General features: G+C 47.2%; 21 protein-coding genes. 10 read left to right on the forward strand and 11 right to left on the reverse strand.

Going from position 1 to position 20141, the window contains the following annotated elements:
- Positions 1 to 702 precede the first annotated feature (702 nt).
- The 9 genes from ACUVJL_RS10945 (at position 703) to ACUVJL_RS10985 (ending at position 10737) form a co-directional block, all read left to right on the forward strand.
- Entirely contained in the window at positions 703 to 3879 is a 3177-nt protein-coding gene (locus tag ACUVJL_RS10945; protein ID WP_445245865.1) for a GAF domain-containing protein, read from the forward strand.
- 459 nt (positions 3880 to 4338) lie between these two features.
- A complete protein-coding gene (locus ACUVJL_RS10950; RefSeq protein WP_445245866.1) occupies positions 4339 to 4887 on the forward strand; it encodes an inorganic pyrophosphatase in 549 nt (182 codons plus the stop codon).
- 160 nt (positions 4888 to 5047) lie between these two features.
- A complete protein-coding gene (locus ACUVJL_RS10955; protein ID WP_445245867.1) occupies positions 5048 to 5890 on the forward strand; it encodes a serine/threonine protein kinase in 843 nt (280 codons plus the stop codon).
- A gap of 31 nt (positions 5891 to 5921) precedes the next feature.
- Complete coding sequence (locus ACUVJL_RS10960) at positions 5922 to 6392, forward strand: hypothetical protein (RefSeq protein WP_445245868.1); 471 nt, start codon at positions 5922 to 5924, stop codon at positions 6390 to 6392.
- Between the two features lie 143 nt (positions 6393 to 6535).
- The gene (locus ACUVJL_RS10965) at positions 6536 to 7903 is read left to right on the forward strand and encodes a serine/threonine protein kinase (RefSeq protein WP_445245869.1); all 1368 of its coding nucleotides are present in this window, start codon (positions 6536 to 6538) and stop codon (positions 7901 to 7903) included.
- On the forward strand, positions 7900 to 8118 hold the full coding sequence (locus tag ACUVJL_RS10970) for a hypothetical protein (RefSeq protein WP_445245870.1): 219 nt from the start codon (positions 7900 to 7902) through the stop codon (positions 8116 to 8118). The genes ACUVJL_RS10965 and ACUVJL_RS10970 overlap by 4 nt, the downstream gene beginning before the upstream one ends.
- 38 nt (positions 8119 to 8156) lie before the next feature.
- A complete protein-coding gene (locus ACUVJL_RS10975; RefSeq protein ID WP_445245871.1) occupies positions 8157 to 8669 on the forward strand; it encodes an inorganic diphosphatase in 513 nt (170 codons plus the stop codon).
- A 519-nt stretch (positions 8670 to 9188) separates the two neighbouring features.
- A complete protein-coding gene (locus ACUVJL_RS10980) occupies positions 9189 to 10097 on the forward strand; it encodes an MBL fold metallo-hydrolase (RefSeq protein ID WP_445245872.1) in 909 nt (302 codons plus the stop codon).
- Between the two features lie 73 nt (positions 10098 to 10170).
- Positions 10171 to 10737 carry a diheme cytochrome C gene (locus tag ACUVJL_RS10985; RefSeq protein ID WP_445245873.1) on the forward strand — a complete coding sequence of 189 codons (567 nt, stop codon included), beginning with the start codon at positions 10171 to 10173 and terminating at the stop codon, positions 10735 to 10737.
- A 188-nt stretch (positions 10738 to 10925) separates the two neighbouring features.
- Here ACUVJL_RS10985 and ACUVJL_RS10990 read toward each other — a convergent pair whose 3' ends face one another.
- From ACUVJL_RS10990 to ACUVJL_RS11000, 3 genes are read right to left on the reverse strand one after another with little or no spacing between them, the layout of a single operon-like run.
- Complete coding sequence (locus tag ACUVJL_RS10990) at positions 10926 to 11183, reverse strand: hypothetical protein (RefSeq protein ID WP_445245874.1); 258 nt, start codon at positions 11181 to 11183, stop codon at positions 10926 to 10928.
- Entirely contained in the window at positions 11180 to 11437 is a 258-nt protein-coding gene (locus ACUVJL_RS10995) for a hypothetical protein (protein WP_445245875.1), read from the reverse strand. Before ACUVJL_RS10995 ends, ACUVJL_RS10990 begins: the two co-directional genes overlap by 4 nt.
- Positions 11430 to 11648 carry a hypothetical protein gene (locus ACUVJL_RS11000; protein WP_445245876.1) on the reverse strand — a complete coding sequence of 73 codons (219 nt, stop codon included), beginning with the start codon at positions 11646 to 11648 and terminating at the stop codon, positions 11430 to 11432. The genes ACUVJL_RS10995 and ACUVJL_RS11000 overlap by 8 nt, the downstream gene beginning before the upstream one ends.
- Before the next feature lie 702 nt (positions 11649 to 12350).
- On the opposite strand from ACUVJL_RS11000, the gene ACUVJL_RS11005 reads away from it, so the two are divergent.
- Complete coding sequence (locus ACUVJL_RS11005) at positions 12351 to 12908, forward strand: HPP family protein (protein WP_445245877.1); 558 nt, start codon at positions 12351 to 12353, stop codon at positions 12906 to 12908.
- A gap of 144 nt (positions 12909 to 13052) precedes the next feature.
- Here ACUVJL_RS11005 and ACUVJL_RS11010 read toward each other — a convergent pair whose 3' ends face one another.
- From ACUVJL_RS11010 to ACUVJL_RS11045, 8 genes are all read right to left on the reverse strand, one after another.
- Complete coding sequence (locus ACUVJL_RS11010) at positions 13053 to 14189, reverse strand: phosphodiester glycosidase family protein (protein ID WP_445245878.1); 1137 nt, start codon at positions 14187 to 14189, stop codon at positions 13053 to 13055.
- Between the two features lie 138 nt (positions 14190 to 14327).
- Positions 14328 to 17453 carry a phosphoenolpyruvate carboxylase gene (ppc, locus tag ACUVJL_RS11015; protein WP_445245879.1) on the reverse strand — a complete coding sequence of 1042 codons (3126 nt, stop codon included), beginning with the start codon at positions 17451 to 17453 and terminating at the stop codon, positions 14328 to 14330.
- Between the two features lie 176 nt (positions 17454 to 17629).
- Positions 17630 to 17776: a hypothetical protein gene (locus tag ACUVJL_RS11020; RefSeq protein WP_445245880.1), complete on the reverse strand. Its 147-nt coding sequence runs from the start codon at positions 17774 to 17776 to the stop codon at positions 17630 to 17632.
- A 100-nt stretch (positions 17777 to 17876) separates the two neighbouring features.
- Positions 17877 to 18101 carry a hypothetical protein gene (locus ACUVJL_RS11025; protein ID WP_445245881.1) on the reverse strand — a complete coding sequence of 75 codons (225 nt, stop codon included), beginning with the start codon at positions 18099 to 18101 and terminating at the stop codon, positions 17877 to 17879.
- Between the two features lie 105 nt (positions 18102 to 18206).
- Positions 18207 to 18641, reverse strand: coding sequence for a hypothetical protein (locus tag ACUVJL_RS11030; RefSeq protein ID WP_445245882.1), 435 nt, complete (start codon positions 18639 to 18641; stop codon positions 18207 to 18209).
- Complete coding sequence (locus ACUVJL_RS11035; protein WP_445245883.1) at positions 18628 to 18819, reverse strand: hypothetical protein; 192 nt, start codon at positions 18817 to 18819, stop codon at positions 18628 to 18630. Before ACUVJL_RS11035 ends, ACUVJL_RS11030 begins: the two co-directional genes overlap by 14 nt.
- Before the next feature lies 1 nt (position 18820).
- Positions 18821 to 19075, reverse strand: coding sequence for a hypothetical protein (locus ACUVJL_RS11040; RefSeq protein WP_333234348.1), 255 nt, complete (start codon positions 19073 to 19075; stop codon positions 18821 to 18823).
- 58 nt (positions 19076 to 19133) lie between these two features.
- Positions 19134 to 20087, reverse strand: a complete 954-nt coding sequence (locus tag ACUVJL_RS11045) for a hypothetical protein (protein ID WP_445245884.1) — start codon at positions 20085 to 20087, stop codon at positions 19134 to 19136.
- Positions 20088 to 20141 lie beyond the last annotated feature (54 nt).

The raw sequence follows: 20141 nt of genomic DNA on the forward strand, positions 1-20141 counted from the left end.
AGTATGGAAGTTAAAAAACCCGGTTTATGCGTCCCAGACGGGAAAAAAAGCTGCAACCGAAACCGACGATCGAACAGGGTCAAACTCAGTCCCTCATACCCTTACACTGCCCGGATCGCCGATCGGGGGGCAAAAAGGCGGAGTTTTTGGAAGCCGGAGGTTACACTAAAAATAGCAAACGTAAGTTTTACAAAAAAAGCTGAAAGCCCCGTGAGTTTATTTACGGGATGACAGCTTATAGCAGCAAAATTGACAAAAATTCTAGTTAAAAACCACAATTGTGTAGAGAAGGACACACATCACTCGCAACTGGTGGTGTCACAATTGCAGCTAGTCCCACAATGCCCTCCGTCTTTGGGCAGTCCTCCCTGCAGTACGCATTCTTCTGCGGGCGATCGGCTCTTAGACCTGCCGAACCTACTTAAACAAGGCACGCACAATGTCAAAATCAGTTAATAAACCATTTAAACAGGATTCGCATTCTCTAACAAGAGTGCAGCAATGCCACAGCAGCATTACCCTCGCACCAGTAGTTCACTAGCAATCCCAACTGAATTGGCCTTGCTCTGTGGCCGGAGTTCTGTACACTGGGAAATAGTTTCACACATACTTGAGTTTTGTGCGATCTGTGACTCCTTAATGAACTTGCCCGCTCTCCTAGCTTAGAGACTAACCCTTACGCTTAAGATTCTGTAAAGGTCTATGAAATCTGCATCTCCTACCAATTACTCTTCGGACAAAGTGATAGATGTCCCTGTTTTAGGTAAAAATCATCAGGAACAGCATTCTCACCATCCCTCTAACAGTGGTCAACTTGTCAAAAGCCAACAAAACTTCTCCAGTGTTCTGGCACCCCTAAATAAGCAAAGTTTCACAGTAGTAGTTAAGGAAGTAGAAGAGAAACTTAAGGTTGTCAATCAAACCCTGGGAATGCTCGACAATATCCTTGACAGCCAGGGATTCGACGCCATCCTTAACGAAATGTTGCAGTCGATTACCCTGAAAACCGGGGAATTGCTAAATGCCGATCGCAGCACCATATTTTTATTAGACGAAGAAAAAAATGAGCTCTGGGCGATCGTCGCTAAAGACGAAAATGGCAAAAGTCTAGAGATCCGAGTTCCGGCCCATGTGGGCATTGCCGGAGAAGTAGCCACGGAAAAAAAAGTGGTGAACATTCCTTATGATTTTTATAACGACCCCCGCTCGGCTAACGCCAAAAAAGTTGAGGAAACTACAGGATATCGCAGTTATACAATGCTGGCGATGCCCCTGATTAACGAAGAAACAGGAGAGTTAGTAGCAGTCGTTCAACTGATTAATAAACTCAAGCCCAACCACGAACATTATGGTACTTTAGAAGCACAGATAGACAAGGCAGGATTTACTCAAGAAGACGAACAAGTTTTTCGAGAATTTGCCCCGTCGATTCGCCTAATTCTAGAGTCTTCTAAATCTTTCTACGCAGCAACTCAAAGACAACGGGCCGCGACAGCGCTGATGAACGCCGTCAACGCTCTTTCTCAGAGCAGTTTAGACTTAGAAGATACCCTAAAAAGCGTGATGGATCAGGCCCGCAAACTGATGAACGCCGATCGCAGCACCCTGTGGCTGATCGATGAAGATAAAGACGAACTATGGACGAAAATCCCGTTCGGCGACAGCCTGAAAGAACTTCGCATACCCAGAACAGCAGGTTTTGCAGGCATCGTCGCCGAATCCGGCGAACCGCTGTTGATTCCCTTTGACGTGTACGATGATCCCCGCGCTGAAACTTCCAAAGAAACAGACAAAAAAACTGGCTACCGTACTTGCAGTATGCTCTGTATGCCAGTTTTTAATGCAGACCAGAAATTGATTGGCGTCACCCAATTAATGAATAAAAAACGACAAGGAGAATTCCCCCCCTACAAGCCGGAAGATTGGCCACACGCCCCCGATCAGTGGAAAGCAAGTTTCAATCGCAACGACCTGGAATTTATGAAGGCGTTTAACATCCAAGCAGGAGTAGCCCTGCAAAACGCCAAACTGTTTGCCGAAGTCAAACAGCAAGAACAAAGACAAAAAGATATGCTGCACGCCCTGACTAACGGCGTGATTTCTACAGATAAAAAAGGCAATATAGTAGCGACCAATCCTAGTGCCCAAAAATTACTGGGTGTCAGCGATGCTGAATTAGCCGAAGGTAAATCTTTGCGTGGGTTAATTAAGTTAGAAAAAGGCGATTTTGGCAAGTGGTTTGATGCGTCTTTGTCTCCAGAAGACGAGAACGACCGCCAGCAGTATTACCCGGATCAAGTTTTGCTGTCTAGTGAAGCAAAATCGCAGAGTATCAATCTCTCGATTAATTCAATGACCGACGCTACCGACCCCAGCAAGGTCAACGGCGCGTTAGTCGTCATGGAAGATATTAGCAGCGCCAAGCAAGTCAAAAACTTGATGTACCGTTACATGACCCCAGAAGTAGCCGAAGCGCTGTTAGCTTCAGGGGATACTGGATTGGGCGGTAAGCGCAAAAACGTTTCGGTGCTGTTCTCAGACATTCGCAGCTATACCACACTTACGGAAAAATTGCAAGCCGAAGAAGTGGTAGTGATGCTCAATAAATATTTTGAAGTGATGGTAGATGTCGTATTCGAGTACGGAGGGACTCTCGACAAATACATCGGCGACGCTCTGATGGCAGTTTTTGGGTCTCCAGCGCCCCTAGAGGATCATGCTTGGTGCGCCATGCAAACGGCGGTGAAAATGCGGGAAAAACTGGCAGAGTTCAATCAAGAGCGTATAGCGAATGAGGAATTGCCGATCAGCATCGGTATGGGCGTGCATTCGGATGAAGTTGTCAGCGGCAACATCGGTAGTAGCAAACGCATGGAATTGACTTCGATCGGAGATGGGGTAAACCTCGCCTCTCGTTTAGAAGGCGCCAGCAAGCAGTACGGCACCGACTTGATCATCAGCGACAATACTTACAGAGATTATACCGATCGGCTCTACGTGCGAGAACTAGACTTTATTACTGTCAAAGGCAAAAGCGAACCGGTAATCGTTTACGAACTCGTCGGCATCCGCGAGGGATACTCGCCAGTGGGCAAGCCCCTAACCGAAACACAGCAACAAATTATAGAACATTACACCAAGGGGCGCGAATATTACAAAACTCCAGTCACCCAAAGACTCTCAGAAAGTGAGGTGAAAAACATCTTAAATGAGGTCGCCTCCATGCCAGAGACAGAGATTAAGAAACCACTGTCGTACAAGATCGAGCAACAGTTGGAACACGAACTCAAGAACTTGTTATATCAACTGAAAAAGCTCTCAGAATACGACCCCAAAAAACTGTCTGCAGCCGACGAACTCATTGTGCTGTTAGAGCCAGAAATCCAACTGCTGAGATTGGAAGGCCTCAAAAACCTCTCGGAAGACGAAGCCAAAATGCTGCTGCAAGCAAAAATCAGGCCCCTATCATCAGACGAGATTCAATACTTGCACGAAGGGGAAGTCAAAAAACTGTTGGAAGCAGACATCTTAGAACCATCAAATCCCAAAATCAAGAGGCTGAAGCCCTCAGAGATCAGACGGCTATTGCAGGCGAAAATTAAAAGTCGGGCCTCGGAGACAGTTGCAGAAATGTTAGATGAGGAATTTGAAAATCTGGGACTCGATCGGGTGAAAAAACTGCTGAGCGAGTTTAAGAAAGCCTTAGAACCAAAAGCCAAGCAAGCCTTTAAAGACGCCGAACGCGAATTTGAGGCCGTTGTGAAAGTTGACCCCAAAAACAAGGCAGCTAAATTGCACGTCGATCGCTGTAAGTTATTTCAGCACAAACCTTCAGATGTACTAAACTGGGACGGCGTGTGGAATCTCACAGAAAAATAGCAGTGGCCCCGCTCGCAAATGCTCCGGACCGCGGCCGTGTTCCGGGCGGGGGCGATCGGCATCGCGATCCCAGGTGCGCCCCGCCCGGAACATCCGACCCATTAACATCAATATCCTGTTGGGCAATTTTAAATAAGCTCCAACAGGTATCATTGTTAGATAACCCGACTGGAACTCGCTAACTTGCTGTCCCCATATGCCCGCCTTTCCCGCTAAAAGCGACCACAAACAAAGCACTTCTACCATTAGGAGAGCTTAAAAAATAGTTAGGACTGGCGCCAGCATTACCCAGTTTCTGAAAAAAATCTTGGGGCTAGCTGACAAAACATCCGCTCAAAAACCGGATTTTTGACCCCGCCCGCGTAAGTCCTAATAGCGTTGGCGGCTCCTAAAAGCAGCTTGCTTTCATCAGATAGTCAACGTTCTAGTCTTAGATATAGAAAACTACTAGCATCAGTTATGGATAATTGGAATTCGCAATCGGGAGATATTGAGTCGGTAGATCAGGTTTACCAACTATTGCTAGAGATTGCTCGCAGTTCGCTGTCAGATATCCCCAGAATCCCTGAAAACATCACTCTAAAGTCTCTTCCCCTGATCCAGAAATTACAAAGCATTCAGCAAAGACGACATGGGCAAGCGTTTAAATCCGATTCTTTTTCGGTAAACGATCTCGAATGGGTGGAGCAAGTCCGTCAACTGCTCGAAGAACTGACCGGCGAGTCTTTGTCGGAACGGCCAAAAATGCCGGAAAACCTGGCAGGCAGAGCTTTGGGCCTGGCAGATAAGGCACAAAGCATCAAAGAAACCATAGAAGAAAATGCAGCCGACAGCCCAACAGATGAAGAGGAGAGCTCCTTGCAGCCTCCAGACGCGCTGCTGAACCTTTTGCACCAGAGTTTAAAACATCAGCGCGCAAAAAGCTACAAACCCGACGCTCCCGAATGGCAGCAAGTCTTGACCCTGCTAGATGTAGTGCAGTCAATTTACAAGCAAATTCAACGTTAAATTCAAGCTTAAATAAGATGGCTTTTTATTGGGCGCGATCGCTAGCTCTTAAAGGCGGTTGCTCTTTGACAGAAAAACTTTTTTGCCGTAGCCAGAAGATTGCAGATTATGGCATTTTTGTCAACTAAACTAGGCTTAATCGCCTCTAGGGTAGGAGAACATGAGTGGACAAAACATCGGCGATTTGTCAGAAGAAATATTAGCCGATCGCTATCAGTGCGATCGGCGGCTCGGCAAGCAAGCAGGACGGCAAACTTTACTCGCCCGCGACTTAAAAACCCAACAGCAAGTAGTAGTCAAACTCCTCTCATTCAGCAGCGACTTTAACTGGGAAGACTTAAAACTGTTCGAGCGAGAAGTCGAAACCTTAAAATCCCTATCCCATCCTGCAATTCCCCGATATCTCGATTCCTTTGAAATCGACACGCCCAACCGCAAAGGATTCGCCCTAGTTCAGACTTACATCGAAGCCAAATCCCTACAAGAATATCTCTCAGATGGGCGCACCTTCAGCGAAAGCGAAGTCAAACAATTAGCAACAGCATTATTAGACATCCTCGCCTACCTGCACCAGCGACACCCCCCGGTGATTCACCGCGACATTAAACCCAGCAATATCTTACTCAAGAATCGATCGGGTAACAGCGTCGGCGAAGTATACCTAGTCGATTTCGGTGCAGTTCAAACCCTAGCAACCCAACAAGGGAAAAACAGTCACCGTTGTCGGAACTTATGGCTATATGCCACCAGAACAATTTGGCGGGAGGGCGGTTCCCGCTTCCGAGTTGTACGGCTTGGGAGCAACATTAATCGCCTTAATTACCAAGCAGCATCCTGCCGATTTACCGCAACAAGATTTGCAGCTCGAATTCGAGCAATTCACCCAACTAAGTCCCGGTTTTACCAATTGGCTGAAGTGGATGACCCATCCCAGTTTAGAGCGCCGTCCCGCCTCAGTCCAAATAGCAAAAGAAGTTTTAGAAAAACCACAGCAAATAAATAAATATTCCCAGACATTGAAACAGGGAAAAACGGTGGATACCTTTAGCTTGTTCAAGAATGCGATCGGGCGCAGCATTTCGACAGGAACTCTGGCTATAGGAGCTTGTTCAGTAATAACTTTCATCATCATTTGGGGGTCTTATGAGGCAATTATTGTCGCAGGAATCTGCGGCGTTATTCTCGGCTTGCCTCTGGGGTTGGCGAACGGAATAATCGCAGCAATTGTGACGCGCTTGTGGTTTTTTCCCCTAACTAATCCCCAACTTCACCGACAGGTTTTAAATGCAATTAGTATCGTACTCTTTACCTCGGCGACCAGCATTTTCTTATGGTCGCTCATCGAGTATTTTAATGATGAAAAGACGTGGGATATTATTAATGATGGAGAGCTTTCCATGTCTAACATTATCTTTCTGCTTGCAATATCGCTAATTGTAGGACTGTCAATGGGGGCAACTAGCAAGTCTATTGCCCGGTGGTATCAAAAAGCAAGCGGACTCTAATCTCAAATTTACAGCCCTAGACCCACTCAGACTCCTAGAAACCGGGTTTTTACGACAATACTTCGTTGCAACCGCCAGACTCGCTAAAAAACCCGGTTTCTGGACCACGACGATCGCCTAAAGTTACAATTAAGGTAAAAAACATGACTGGCAAAATATTAGCAGAACGCTACGAAGTGCAGCGGCAACTGGGAAAACAAACCGGTCGCCAAACGCTGCTCGCTCGCGATTTGCAAACTCAAAAATTAGTTGTGCTCAAACAGCTATTCCTCGGCAGCGATTTTGAATGGCAAGACCTCAAGCTATTTGAACGGGAAGCGGAAACTTTAAAAACACTTTCTCACCCAGCAATTCCGCGCTACCTCGACTACCTGGAAATTGACGAACCAGACAGCAAAGGATTTGCCCTGGTACAGACTTATGTAGAGGGAAAAACTTTGGAAGAGCATTTAACAGCAGGGCGTACTTTTAGCGAAAGTGAGGTGAAAGAATTAGCCAAATCGCTGTTAGCAATTTTGAGGTATTTGCACGAGCAAAATCAGCCTGTTATTCACCGCGATATTAAACCTAGCAATATTTTACTGCACAGCAGATCCGGTAACTCGGCGGGACAAGTTTATTTAGTCGATTTTGGTTCTGTGCAGAACCAAGCTGCAAAATTTGGCGGGACAATTACGGTAGTCGGAACTTACGGATATATGGCACCGGAACAATTTGGCGGGCGATCCGTTCCGGCTTCGGATCTCTATGGTTTAGGTGCAACTTTAATTTATTTGGTAACGGGTTTGCATCCCACGGAACTGCCACAGCAGGATTTGAGAATTCAATTTGCCGATCGGGCCGGGCAGGTCAATCCTAATTTAATTGATTGGCTGGAGTGGATGACAGAACCGAGCTTGGAAAAACGGTTATCTTCGGCTGAGGAAGCATTGCGATCGCTCAAAAATCCCCGCCCGCTCAAAAAAACTCCTATGGTATTGGAGCCGTCAGGCAGCGATATTAGATTGATCGAAAATTCTGAGTTTATAGAAATTGTAATTCCGCCAGAGGGAGTCAGTTTTGGTTTGATTACCCTGTTTACGGCTGCGCTTGCTGCGAATTTGACACTCTTATTGCGTTTTGTTAACGGGGAGATGGACGAGCAACATTTTAGCATAGCAGGAAGTTTATCAGTTGCGGTAGCAGTAATGTTTCTATTCTCAACATTTCGGAAATTGCGTCTCAGAATCGATCGCCAGCAAATCTCCTCTACCAGCCATCTGCTGGGGTGGAAATGGAATTATTCCATCGAGCCATCCCCCACACAGGACATTTGCCAGTTGGAAATTGAACAAATTGAATCCAAAGTTTCTCAGATAGTTATTCAAGCCGGTAACCAAAAATATAAACTAGGAGTGAAGCAGGGACTAAGTGAATCAGAAATCGAGTGGTTAGCAACAGAACTGAGCCAGTGGTTGGGAGTGAAAATTCAAAGAACTTTGACAGACGGTAAAAAGAAGATATCGATGTGAAAATATCTCCCGATCGCCAAAACAAAGCATTGCGCCCTCAACCTGTGGGATGGGCGTCCCGCCCGTCCAGTGTATTTTCAAAGCAGGCGGGACACTTCACAAGAATCATCCTCAAATTGTGCTACGCCGATCGCACTCGCTCGCTTTCTGTCAATCTCATGCAGCCGTCCGGCCCGATCGCCCGTAAAATGCTATCAAAGGGATTTGGCAAGTAGCACTCATCCCAATCATCTGTTAACTTGGAGATATTGTTGTGGACTTATCGCTAATTCCGGCACAGCCGAAACCAGGACTGCTCAACGTCCTGATCGAAATTACCGCCGGTAGCAAAAACAAATACGAGTTTGATAAAGAGATGCAAGCCTTTGCACTCGATCGGGTGCTTTCTTCCTCTGTCCAATATCCGTGCGACTACGGCTTCATACCCAATACCTTAGCTGATGATGGGGACCCCCTCGACGGCATGGTGATGATGGATGAGCCCACATTTCCAGGGTGCATTATCGCGGCTCGACCGATCGGAATGCTAGAAATGATTGATGGAGGCGACAGGGACGAGAAACTGTTGTGCGTTCCCGACAAAGACCCGCGCTACGCTCACTATAAGTCCCTCAAAGACGTAGCCCCCCACCGCTTGGACGAAATAGCCGAATTTTTTAGAACCTACAAAAATTTGGAGAAAAAAGTCACGGAAATTCTGGGTTGGCAAGATGTGGATCAAGTAATGCCGTTAGTGGAAAAATGCATCGCAGCCGATCGCAAATAAGCCCCTAACCCGCACTCCTCGACTGCAACCCGACTAAAAACTCAGGAGGCCGAACTTAAGGCGACCGCTGCACGTCTAAGGATGCAGTCGAGGAACGGGTGGCTAGAATGTCAAATCAGTCGTGAATGCCGAGTCACCGGAACGGCATTCCTCAAAACGCCACCCGGGCCCGTATCTTGAAAAAAATACTACTCATAGAGTAAGATGAAGCGCAAATTCTACCCCCGGGGAATGAGTTCTGTGTTATGGGAAATTTTACCCGAACACTGTTGGAAAGGCGCTATGTTAATCTCAGAACACAAAACACGCCGGGCAGCCCGCAGGGTGAAAAAAATAATCTCTCAAGCGTGACATCTCCTACACCAACCGGTACGGTTTAGGTTTCTAACAGCCCAAGTGTTCGGCACTCGGATGCTTTCGGGATAAAGCGCTTTATAGTACGGATTGCTAAAAACTAAAAACTAAAAACTAAAAGCTAAGATTTCAGCTCCCAACTTCCTGCCCCCAAAGCTAAAAAAGATGCCAGATTCCGCACCCTCTCAACCCAATCCACAGCCTTCCGATCACAAAGCCACTATGGAAAATAGTCCTTTGACCGAGTTTGTCGTTCAGTTTTGGGGCGTGCGGGGCAGCATCGCCACCCCCGGCACCAAAACAATTCGCTACGGAGGGAACACCTCTTGCGTAGAAATGCGCTTGGGCAAAAAACGCCTGATTTTTGACGGCGGCACAGGTCTGCGAGTTCTAGGTCTCAACCTGCTGCGGCAAATGCCAGTGGAAGCCCATATGTTTTTCAGCCACACTCACTGGGATCACATTCAAGGGTTTCCGTTCTTTACTCCTGCCTTTATCCCGGGGAACTGCTTTCACATTTACGGAGCGATCGCCCCCAACGGCACTACAATCAAACAGCGTCTTGCCGACCAAATGCTGCACCCCAATTTTCCCGTCCCCATCCAAGTGATGCAGTCAGACCTCAAATTCAACGATTTGACTCCGGGCGATATTCTCGAAATCGACGATGTGAAAATAGAAACGGCACTGCTCAACCATCCCAACACCGCGATCGGATATCGAGTCACCTGGGGGGGACATACGGCGGTCTACTGCACCGATACAGAACATTTTCCCGATCGCGTGGACGACAATGTGGTACACCTAGCTCGCAACGCCGACGTGCTGATTTACGACGCCAACTACACCGACGAAGAGTATTACAACTTCAAAACCCCGAAAGTCGGCTGGGGACACTCGACTTGGCAAGCAGGAGTAGAAATAGCGAAAGCTGCAGGAGTCAAAAAGATCGTGATGTTTCACCACGATCCGAGTCACGACGACAATTTTCTCGATGGCGTAGAAGCAGAGGTGCAGGCAGCCTTCGCCAATGGCTGCTTGGCCCGCGAAGGCATGAGCATACCAGTGATTTAGGCAACAAATCGATGCAGGCTCAAAAAAACCGCCGCGAGAAGGCAGAAATTAGCAGCGAGAAGGCAGAAACACCATGAACCACAAAAACCCCCCCAAGCGTCGCTCTCGCAGCTTGCGGGGGCTTTACTCAAGTTTGCTGGTGTTGATAATTGTCTGCTGTACCGGAGGCGGATGGGTGGCAGCCCAGACAGCCGCCGACCACACTCCGGCGCGACTTGCTCAAGTGTCTGCAATTGAAGATAATGGCACTGTCGATCGAATTCCCGATCGCTACCAACTCGGACAGCAACTGTACCTAGAAAACTGCGCCACCTGTCACATCGGTTTACCGCCGCAAGTCTTACCGACAGAAACCTGGCGCAGATTGCTGCAAGATCCCGAACACTACGGGCAAAATATCAAACTGCTAGTAGACCCGTCCCGTCTGCTAGTGTGGAACTACCTACAAACTTTTTCCCGTCCCCAAGCCAAAGACGAAGAAGTCCCCTATCGAGTCGCCAGTTCTCGCTATTTCAAAGCTCTACACCCCAAAGTCAAAATGTCACAACCCGCAAATATCAGCAGTTGCGTTACTTGTCACCCCGGCGCGTCTAAATACAATTTCCGCAAGCTTACCGCCGAGTGGGAAAACTCTCCGTAGGGAACACAGGAATTATCCACAAACCATTGAGTAGGGACGTTATGGGGGCAGTTTGTGGATTGGGTGTATCGCCCGAATGCGGATGATGAGATTTTAGACCAACCGGAGGCAATTGATACGGCGACAGCCTCGACAAGCCACATCAAAGCAGGAAACTTTTAACGTCCACAGACCAAAACCCTACACCATTACCATCCATCCTCACGTTCTTCTTGCAGAACATACTCAGGCCGAAACGATTCAGGCCATGAGTTCAAATTATCGCAGTCAATGTTTGGCTCAAAGGGGAACAGGTTAACCCGCTTGGGTTCGCCGTCCACAACTTCCTCAATTGTGAAGGAAGCTTCGTAGAAAATGGGCTTGAGATAACGTTGGGGAATATAAGCGTAAACTATGGCTTCGGGGTCGTGTTCTGCCAAAGCCTCCATCAACTCTTTTACGGTCATGCTTTCCATGTATGCTCATTCCTGGCTAAATTACCCGCTAAAGTAACAGAAAATCTTTGCTCTTCCCAACTTGCCCCTAATTCCACCCCAACATTATAGGGCAAAACATTAACACTAGCTCCTGTATCCAGTAACCCCATAACCTCAACAGAACGATTTTGATAAGTTAGTGTTAAAGGCAGATACGGAACATCAGCTAAAACACCAAATTCATCTCGTTTAGGGTGAAAAGAATATCGCCTTCCATTAAACATTTTGAGTTTGCTTATTTTCTATTTCCACTAACTGCATCAATTGCTCTGCTGCACTATTATAAGTATGCACTGAATACATAATTTCGGCAGCTTCATTACCCATGACAATTCCTTCTTGTTTCGGCAATTCATCCCTTAAAAACTGCATCATTTGAAACTTATCAGCACCGGATAAATGACGAATATGGGGTAATAACTCAAGATGTGACATAAAACCCCCTTGAATTCATTTTTCTATTTTACCACTATCTTAAAATTTAAACTGCTCCTAAACATCTTGATCCTAAGTCTTTATCTGCGTCCATCTGCGTTTATCGGCTCCATCTGCGGTTAAAGCTCAAACACAAACTAAACAGGCAAAAACAGTCGTGAAAAACTAATTTCAATCTCAGGAAAAGCTAGCATTCTGATCGCACCATTATCTGCAACAACTATCTCAGACTGATAGCCTCCCGGTGCAGGATTCCGATAAATATATGCCTCCCGTGCCTTGCAGATTTCCGAACTCTGACTGCAACAGTACCTCAACGCGAAATATCAGCAGGTGGAGAAGGAAGTGCCAGTGCGCCAAAGCCGAAACGCCGTCTGACGATGCAGATGGATGAGCAATGGTCAAGGATGAACCACTTCCGGCAACAAGCAGTGGGTGTGGCTCTTTGTGGCAGGCGCCGCATAGGCTTTACCGTCAATGTGCGGTGGTCGGAGCGTGATTTCTGGTCAGCCTATGCAGACGTTTTACCCAGTAAACGACAGCGTGCAGTGGGCAAAGAAACGGGTTAGCTGCTGCTTGATTGGCATAGAAGTAAAAAATCTGTGCTTTTAACTACTTTTTGAGCAATTGTTATGATATCTTAACTTTACCGGAGGCTAGTTCCGACAATTTAAGAAGCCTGGTTATCAAGTAACCTGATTTATGATTGACAGTAAAAAAATTCAACTGAAATGGGAAAGTTATTGGTTTAAAACCTTTGGGAGATGGCGATCGTGCCCATTGACCTGCCCAATAGACAGACCTCATCCTCGGCATATTTTTTGGAGTTGGATTGGCAGTTTTTTGGCAATCACTGCAACGTCCTATCTTGCTGTAAAAACTAATTCTCCTTTACTAATGGCTCCGTTTGGCGCCACAAGCGTTCTCATCTTTGGTGTCCCTGACAGCCCTTTGGCTCAACCCCGGAATGTCATTGGGGGCAATTTCTTAGCTGCTCTCACCAGTTTAATGATTCTGCATTTTCTCGGTTCTTCTCCCTGGGCCATGGGAATGGCTGTTTCTACTGCGATCGGCATTATGCAGATTACCAGAACCCTACATCCGCCTTCGGGAGCAGTTGCCTTAGTCGTCATGATGACCAAACCAGACTGGAAATTTTTGCTAACACCTGCTTTTGAGGGATCAATAATTTTGGTCTTGTGCGCCGTCATCTTTAATAATTTAGCGGCAGACAGGACGTATCCCCAGCACTGGTTATAGCATTATCTCTAATTCTCTCATCCTTCCCTCGGGATCACTACCCAAAATCGGGATGCTCCCTCGATTCCTTCTTCCTTCTTCCTTCTTTCTTGCATCCGTTACATCCCTCGCGCGTGCTTCGTTGCCGAACTTCCTGCTGCTAGATCAATCAAAAAACACTGATTTGTCCGGCGTTGGTCGAGATCCCTTTTGAAAGCGTTCCCAGGACTGCTTTAACTGAGCCGGCGCTGGATATTCGCGATCGTAAACCACCAGCACATTCGTCAAATTCCGTCCCGCAGGCAATAAAATCTGCCCTTGATGAGCCAAACCCACCGAAGCGCCCCCGTCCAAATTCATCGCTTCAAAACAGCCGATCGCCTGCATAACTTTAGCTTCGGCTTCCAAAGATAAACTATCAAGAAAAGTCACCAAAAATAACTTATCTCTGGAAGCCGGAAAGCCGATCGCCGTTCTCGAACCCACGCCCAAAACATGAGAATCTTTAAAACCTTCCGACAAAGGAGACAGCCAAACTTTCCCCCCTTTAACCAATCTCGGCCCGCAAGTGAGAGAAAACCAATGTTGACTCCAATCCGGCTTACCTTCGATTCTAGCCGTCACCATTTCCAATTGATTTCCCGCTTTAATTCCCAAAGTCGTGCCGTAATTTTCCCATCTGCTGTATTTGAGAAACTTACCCGCCGCCACCATATTTCCCAGCACTGATTTCTGCTGATCTTTACCAAAAAAAGTCCCGTTAGCAACAACAGCAGCCCGGTAACGCGCCACCATATTTTCAAAAGGTTCATCACCCCGCGTGACTTTAGAAGTATTTGCAAAAGCTGCATTATTAGCTAACCCAATTGTGATAAAAATTTCTGGGTCTGCGAGGTCAATAGTTGTGAGATAAAAACTTGCGCCAGCTACATTTTTGCGGCCCAGTTGTACGGGTTTTGCTTGCTTAGCGGAACGTCTGATAATTTGAGGTTGAGACGGCTGCGCTGCAGGAGAACTTTCTGGCGATTTTACAATTGGATTACTCCGCAGAGGTTGATTAGTTTTTGCAGATTTTACAATGGGATTGTTAGGGAGAGGTGGAGGAGTTTGATTGGATTGTATACTTGATAAAAAAGCGAGTGACTTTTGCCAAAGTTGACCCGCGAGAGTCAAGAAACTATCTCGGTTTTGGGCGATCGCAAAATAGTCAGCCGCAACCCGCGCCAAAGCGATGCCCGTTAAAAATAAAAAAGTGCGCCGCAGCATCGGGCGACAACCTTCAGACTGTTTGCGTTTAGACATAAAAAAATCTCAGCTAGGATAGCGAACAGTTTTCTATGACTGTGACTACAATGGGCGATCGCGTGAATTCTGAAACTACCAGTAGCAGGGTGCGCTGCGGCGCACCTTACCACTAATTCCAAACTCACAACTATTTTCCTAGCCGGTATTCCGCATCCCCGCAGCAATACCATTAATCGTCAGCAGAGCTCCCCGCAACAATTCACCCTTGCTGTAACGGGAGTGAATCACCCCCGGAATCCCGCTACTACCGTGCTGCCGCAAGCGTTTTAGCAGCGAAACCTGCAACAAACCCAAAGGCACAATCGTCGCATTTCGCAACTGCACCGAACGCTGCAATTCCGGATCTTCGTCCAACAAACGTTGGTGTCCGGTAATAGTTAAAACCAAATCGCGAATCAAGTGAAATTCGGCAGCAATTTGATCGAATAAAGCCTTAAAACGCTCCTTGTCAGCGGGCAAAGCTAACTCCTGCACGTAGTGTTCTGCAATCTGCAAATCCACCTTAGATAAAGTCATTTCCACCTTAGAAATTACCATTCTAAAAAACGGCCATTTCAAGTAGAAATACTGCAAAAGTTTCATGTGTTCTTCCGGTTCCTCCAGCAAAAACTCTTGCAAAGCTGTGCCGACACCATACCAAGAAGGAAGTAAAAAGCGGCTTTGAGTCCAGCTAAACACCCACGGAATTGCTCGCAAACCGCTGATGTCTTTTTTGCCACCGCGACGGGCGGGGCGAGAACTAATTTGCAACTGGCTGATTTCTTGAATCGGGGTAACTTGGTGGAAGAAATCGACTAAATCCGGCTGTTCGTAGATTAAATGGCGGTAGTGCGATCGCGATCGAGCCGACAACTCCTCCATAATCTCATTCCAAGGGTCGATGCCATCAAAACCAGTGTGCAGCAAACTAGCTTGAATTACCGCAGCCGCCACAGTTTCCAAATTATAAAGCGCCAACTCCGGCAAAGAATATTTAGAAGCCAAAACCTCGCCTTGTTCGGTAATCTTAATTCGCCCGCTAATACTCTTTCCAGGCTGAGCCAAAATTGCCTTGTAAGCAGGCCCGCCGCCGCGCCCTACAGAACCGCCTCTGCCGTGAAAAATCCGCAACTCTACATTGTATTTTTCCGCAACCCTTTGCAAAGCCTTTTGAGCTTTGTGGATTTCCCAATTGCTGCTGAGGAAACCCGAATCTTTATTGCTGTCCGAATAGCCCAGCATCACCTCTTGCAATTTGAGAGTTGCGATTGGGTTTTTGACACTCTCTTCGCTTTTTTCCGCTAGTTCCTGCGCGTATCCTCCTGTTAGCAAAGCTCGATAAAGAGGCAAATCAAATATTTGCTGCATTACTTCCGGCGCTTTCTTCAAATCTTCCACCGTTTCAAACAGGGGAACTACTTGAATGCTGCTAATTCCTGTAGCCGGGTCGTAAAGTCCTGCTTCTTTTGCTAACAGCAAAACCGCCAGTAAATCGCTGACATCGTGGCTCATGCTGATGACGTAAGTTTCGCAAATTTCCGGACCAAACTCCTGCTGCATTTGCCGCAATATCCGGAAGGTATTAATCGTCTCGCAAGTTTTGGGAGAAAAGGGCAATTCTGCTGGAATTAAAGGGCGGCGAGTTTGCAGTTCAGTTGCGAGCCAAATAATTCGATCGCATTCCGACATTTGATTGTAAGACTTGGGCAAAATTTGCAAGTATTCAGCAATTTCGCTCAAAGCCTCGGAGTGTACTGTTGACTCTTGGCGGATATCGAGGTAAGCCAAATTAAATCCGTAAATTTCTACTTGGCAGAGCAGATTTTCCAAGTCCCGACAGCTCAAACCTGTTTCCACTAAATTGTGCTCGATGAGCTGCAGCTCGGTCAAAAACTCAGCGCCCGATCGATAAAGGCCGGTCATTCCGGGATTTTCTGACAAAGCTTCGCGTTCCCGCTGCAACTCGTCTCCTTTGTAGAGCCGCCAATTGCGATCGCGCGTATTTTCCAGTCGCTGCTGCACGTAGGCCAGCTTCAAGCGATAAGGTTCTTGGCGGTAGCGGATCGCCCACTGCTCGTACACATCCGGAAATTCCGATTTGTCGCGATCGAGAGATTCGAGCAATTCCGGCAGCACGTCGCTCCAGTGCAGCGACAAACTCAAAAGTTCGTTCAGCCGCTTCACCGCGCCGATGTACTTCTCTAGCACCAAGTGGCGCTGATAGCAAGCCGTTTGCCAAGTAACTTTCGGAGTCACAGAAGGGTTGCCATCCCTGTCCGAGCCCACCCAAGAACCGAACTTGCAAAAATTGTAACTCGGCGGTTTCAGATAAGGATAAGAAGCGTGGAGCGCTTGCTTTAAGCGGTGGTAGAGTTCGGGAATAGCTTCAAACAGAACTTCCTCGAAGTAGTGGAGAGTGTATTCCACCTCGTCAAGCACAGTCGGCTTGAATTGGTGCAGTTCGTCAGTGCGCCACCAGAGGCGAATTTCTTCCATCAGTTGCTCTTGCAGAGCGGCCGCTTCCCAGCAAGACACTGGGTAGGGGCTTTGAGAGTCAGTCCCAAGCACCTGAAATTTCTCGTCTACTTGGTCTAGCTGTTGGAGAATCTTCGCCATTCGCCGCTGCTTGGTGCGGATCGTGTGGCGGACAATTTCCGTCGGGTGAGCGGTGAATACCAAGCGGATATCCAACTGATCGATCAAGCGCTGGATTTGCTGGCTTGGCACGTTCAAGCGCTGCAGCATCGGGAACAATTGGTGAAAAGTTCCGGCATCTCGGGCGATCGTCTCGCTGCTATCTGCACCGCGAGGAGCCGTTTGGGCGGAACCTGGGCCTTCCCTGTGGCGCGGGCGATCGGGGGCATCCGTTGCTTGTCCGGGCAGCTTAGAAAACATCCGCCCACCAGCATCGTTGCTGCTAGCGTAAGCTAGCTGTTGGTCTCGCTGTTCGTAGTGCTGTTCGACAATGTTGATCAACTGGAAATACAGTGCAAAAGCCCGAGCCGCGCGGATTGCGGCGTTGAGGTCGAGCTTTTCGATTAGCTGTACCACATTCGACTCGCGAAACCCAGTGGCCTGTCCCTCGGCGGAATTGACCGATCGCATTTGTTGGAGCAAATCCACCAATTCCTGCCCGCACTCCTGTCGCAGCACCGATTCCCACAAGTCCTCTACTACTTTGAGGCGATTGCGCAGAAACAGGTCTGATTTTGAGTAAGCGGGAAAAGGGGAAATTGATGTTGCTTCAATAGCCTGTTCTGAAGACTGGAGGACTGAACTCATCGGGCTGTTCCTCAATAGCTGCGGGTGTCTGTGAAAATTGTATTGTTTAGTTTCGCCTAAAACACTTTTGTTTGCAGTCAAATTTGAGACAACTTATTACAAGGTAGAAAGTAAAAGGCACTTATTTACAAAGTATAACGAAAGAGAAATTCTCACATCACGGATTTTACCGATTGTCAAGCTTTTAGGTCAGTTGACTTGCGATTTGAGATTTTAGACGATCGGCGTGAGACGTTCGGCGATCGATCGCGTCGAGTCGCGATCGCGTCGAAGGATTTGAGATTTACTTCAAAGATGAATCTGGGCTTTTGAACTAGGGTCAAAAATTTTGATCTCTCCACGACAGAAGTCGGGGGCTGGTATTTGTTTGTGGGCGGGTTCAAAAAAATTAACTTCTAGCTGCAGCATCCGGACTTGGGCCTTCTATTCCTGTGATTGAGGAAAGTTGAGCACCGGGAGGCGCGAGCCCCGAAAGACTTCTTCGCTTTCAATGCCGATCGACGCAACAAACTCAGCAGCAGCCGCGGCCGCCACCAACCCGCCCAGCATGGGTAAAGCGACCAAGCTCAATAAAATGTCTGAAGGAATTGGCAAATTTTGACTCTTGGGTGCAGCAGTTTTTGGCAAATCTTGGTTTTCCGACGGCATAAATCCCTCCTGCGTATTCTGTTATCCCTAGTTTACAGGCTAGGGCGGGTTTTCTTGCCTCGTTGTATCCTAGATTGGGGCGATCGCAGCGTGTTCCTCCAAGAATTAGTGCCGTGTCGATCGCACGCCAGACAGGGGTGCGTGCCGATATCCCCTCAAGGATGTGACACAAAAATGAGAGGATACGATCGCTCGCCCCTTCGATCGAGAGCCCGATCGAAGACCTGTACAAAAGTCCGCGCGAGCGAAGCTATCCCGAAGGGAATCGCCCCCAGAATCGATCGCACAGTTCGATCGCCAGCCAAGTCGATCGCCCTTCCTTGTCAAACTATCGATAATCATTTGATCGCACAAAACTGCTCTCCTGCAAAGTCGATCGACTGAAAGGAAATTGCATCCTGTGTACGATCGCCCGAGGGGTATAAAACTATCAACAATCATGCGATCGCACAAAACAACTCGCTCATAAAGTCGATCGCCCATAAAGCCGATCGCCCGTAAAGTCGATCGCCCGAGGGGTGTAAAACTATCGATAATCATTCGATTGCCGCTCATTCGATCGCCCGATCGCCCCAAACAGAAAATCACGTAAAAACGGGCGATCGACTCCAAGGAAATTGTACCCGGTGTGCGATCGCCCGGGGGGTGTAAAACTATTGATAATCATTCGATCGAACAAAACTAATCGCCCGCCACGTCGATTATTTGAGCTTGTCATATTATCCCTCTTTTAGTGGAACAATCGTCTCCGCTACAGCTCTTAATATTGAGGCGAGGCGATCGAAATCAACATATGTGGGGATATGTTCTTCGGATATAACTTTTTGCAGGCTTTTCCAATCATCTATCAGTGAACCTACATCTAGACTAACATCAGTTTCAAAGTTTGTCCATTCATCAGACGAAACTATCCAATAGTAATCTATATCATTAATATCTAATGATATTATGCCCTCTTGTTCCATTTTATTCATGAGTTTATCAAACAATATCCGTAGTTCACCAACCGTCACCTTCATCGATTTATCCTCTCTATTTTCTGCGATTAAGTTCTTGTTCTATTTTTATTAACTCATCTCTTTGCTTCTTGATTTGTTTTTGAAGTGCATTAATACGCCCCTGTATAATTTGTTGCCTTATTTGTGGATTTGGTGCGTTTTTAAGCCTGCCATCGTTATCATAAGCATCGGGATTTGCTATGTAGTCATTGAGCTTTTTCTCGTGTTCTTGGATTAGGTCTTGATAGGAGTCTCGGGCTTTCTCCAATTGAGGTGTTGTCATCTTTTGGTAAAGTTGGCTCCCTGTACCGCCTGTTCCTTGAGAATATAATACTCCAAGTTCCCCAACTATATTTCTTACACCAGTTGCCAACGTAGTTGTTCCGTGTAGTCCCAAAGCTACACCTGCTACTATGGCGGGAGCACCTTCGATGCAAGTGAATCCTGCTATACATAAAAATCCACCTCCAGCTGCAGCACCACCGCCTGCTATGATTTCTAAAATTCCCGTGACAATTGCCGCCCCATCTCCTAACCGTTGTCCCCACCAAAAATAATTGTAGTCGGGAAGCCCTTTAAGCCCTCGTTCCACATCTTGTTCCTGTCCATCCCAGTAAGGGTTGAAGACCTGGAATAACCATTTAGTTGAATCTCCGATATTACGTAGATACTGATATACTGCGCCAGCAACAAACATCCCAAGAGGTCTAAAAAACTTCAACAATTGTTGAATAACTTCTGCCAGTGCAGAACGTTTGTTTGGAGGTAACTTGCCACCAGAACCACCCCCACCAAAACCACCAGACGGATTATTAGCTAAATCATCATTCCCACTCTCACCTGAAGGGGAATCAGAACCACTACTACCAAAGACAACATCTTTAAACTTAGGCTCCTTAACAATAAAAGTCGGTATCAGCCAAATATCACCAGGCTTCGGAGGCTTCTGAAAATCAATCGGCACCTCCCCCTTCGGCGCCTTATTCAACCGCGGCGCTTCCCCAAATTCCGGCAAATTATTCGTCGGGGTCTGTGTTCCTTC

Origin of the sequence: Microcoleus sp. OTE_8_concoct_300 (assembly GCF_031383065.1) — a bacterium.
Classification (GTDB): domain Bacteria; phylum Cyanobacteriota; class Cyanobacteriia; order Cyanobacteriales; family Microcoleaceae; genus Microcoleus.

What these genes read in the sequence shown, in the direction of transcription:
- ACUVJL_RS11000 (WP_445245876.1), bottom strand. Translation starts at nt 11,648, where the DNA reads ATGTCACATCTTGAGTTATTACCCCATATTCGTCATTTATCCGGTGCT.
- ppc (WP_445245879.1), bottom strand. Translation starts at nt 17,453, where the DNA reads ATGAGTTCAGTCCTCCAGTCTTCAGAACAGGCTATTGAAGCAACATCA.
- ACUVJL_RS10945 (WP_445245865.1), top strand. Translation starts at nt 703, where the DNA reads ATGAAATCTGCATCTCCTACCAATTACTCTTCGGACAAAGTGATAGAT.
- ACUVJL_RS11030 (WP_445245882.1), bottom strand. Translation starts at nt 18,641, where the DNA reads ATGATTATCGATAGTTTTACACCCCTCGGGCGATCGACTTTACGGGCG.
- ACUVJL_RS11035 (WP_445245883.1), bottom strand. Translation starts at nt 18,819, where the DNA reads ATGACAAGCTCAAATAATCGACGTGGCGGGCGATTAGTTTTGTTCGAT.
- ACUVJL_RS11005 (WP_445245877.1), top strand. Translation starts at nt 12,351, where the DNA reads ATGATTGACAGTAAAAAAATTCAACTGAAATGGGAAAGTTATTGGTTT.
- ACUVJL_RS10965 (WP_445245869.1), top strand. Translation starts at nt 6,536, where the DNA reads ATGACTGGCAAAATATTAGCAGAACGCTACGAAGTGCAGCGGCAACTG.
- ACUVJL_RS10985 (WP_445245873.1), top strand. Translation starts at nt 10,171, where the DNA reads ATGAACCACAAAAACCCCCCCAAGCGTCGCTCTCGCAGCTTGCGGGGG.
- ACUVJL_RS11010 (WP_445245878.1), bottom strand. Translation starts at nt 14,189, where the DNA reads ATGTCTAAACGCAAACAGTCTGAAGGTTGTCGCCCGATGCTGCGGCGC.
- ACUVJL_RS11025 (WP_445245881.1), bottom strand. Translation starts at nt 18,101, where the DNA reads ATGCCGTCGGAAAACCAAGATTTGCCAAAAACTGCTGCACCCAAGAGT.
- ACUVJL_RS10950 (WP_445245866.1), top strand. Translation starts at nt 4,339, where the DNA reads ATGGATAATTGGAATTCGCAATCGGGAGATATTGAGTCGGTAGATCAG.
- ACUVJL_RS10990 (WP_445245874.1), bottom strand. Translation starts at nt 11,183, where the DNA reads ATGACCGTAAAAGAGTTGATGGAGGCTTTGGCAGAACACGACCCCGAA.
- ACUVJL_RS10995 (WP_445245875.1), bottom strand. Translation starts at nt 11,437, where the DNA reads ATGTTTAATGGAAGGCGATATTCTTTTCACCCTAAACGAGATGAATTT.
- ACUVJL_RS10980 (WP_445245872.1), top strand. Translation starts at nt 9,189, where the DNA reads ATGCCAGATTCCGCACCCTCTCAACCCAATCCACAGCCTTCCGATCAC.
- ACUVJL_RS11040 (WP_333234348.1), bottom strand. Translation starts at nt 19,075, where the DNA reads ATGAATAAAATGGAACAAGAGGGCATAATATCATTAGATATTAATGAT.
- ACUVJL_RS10955 (WP_445245867.1), top strand. Translation starts at nt 5,048, where the DNA reads ATGAGTGGACAAAACATCGGCGATTTGTCAGAAGAAATATTAGCCGAT.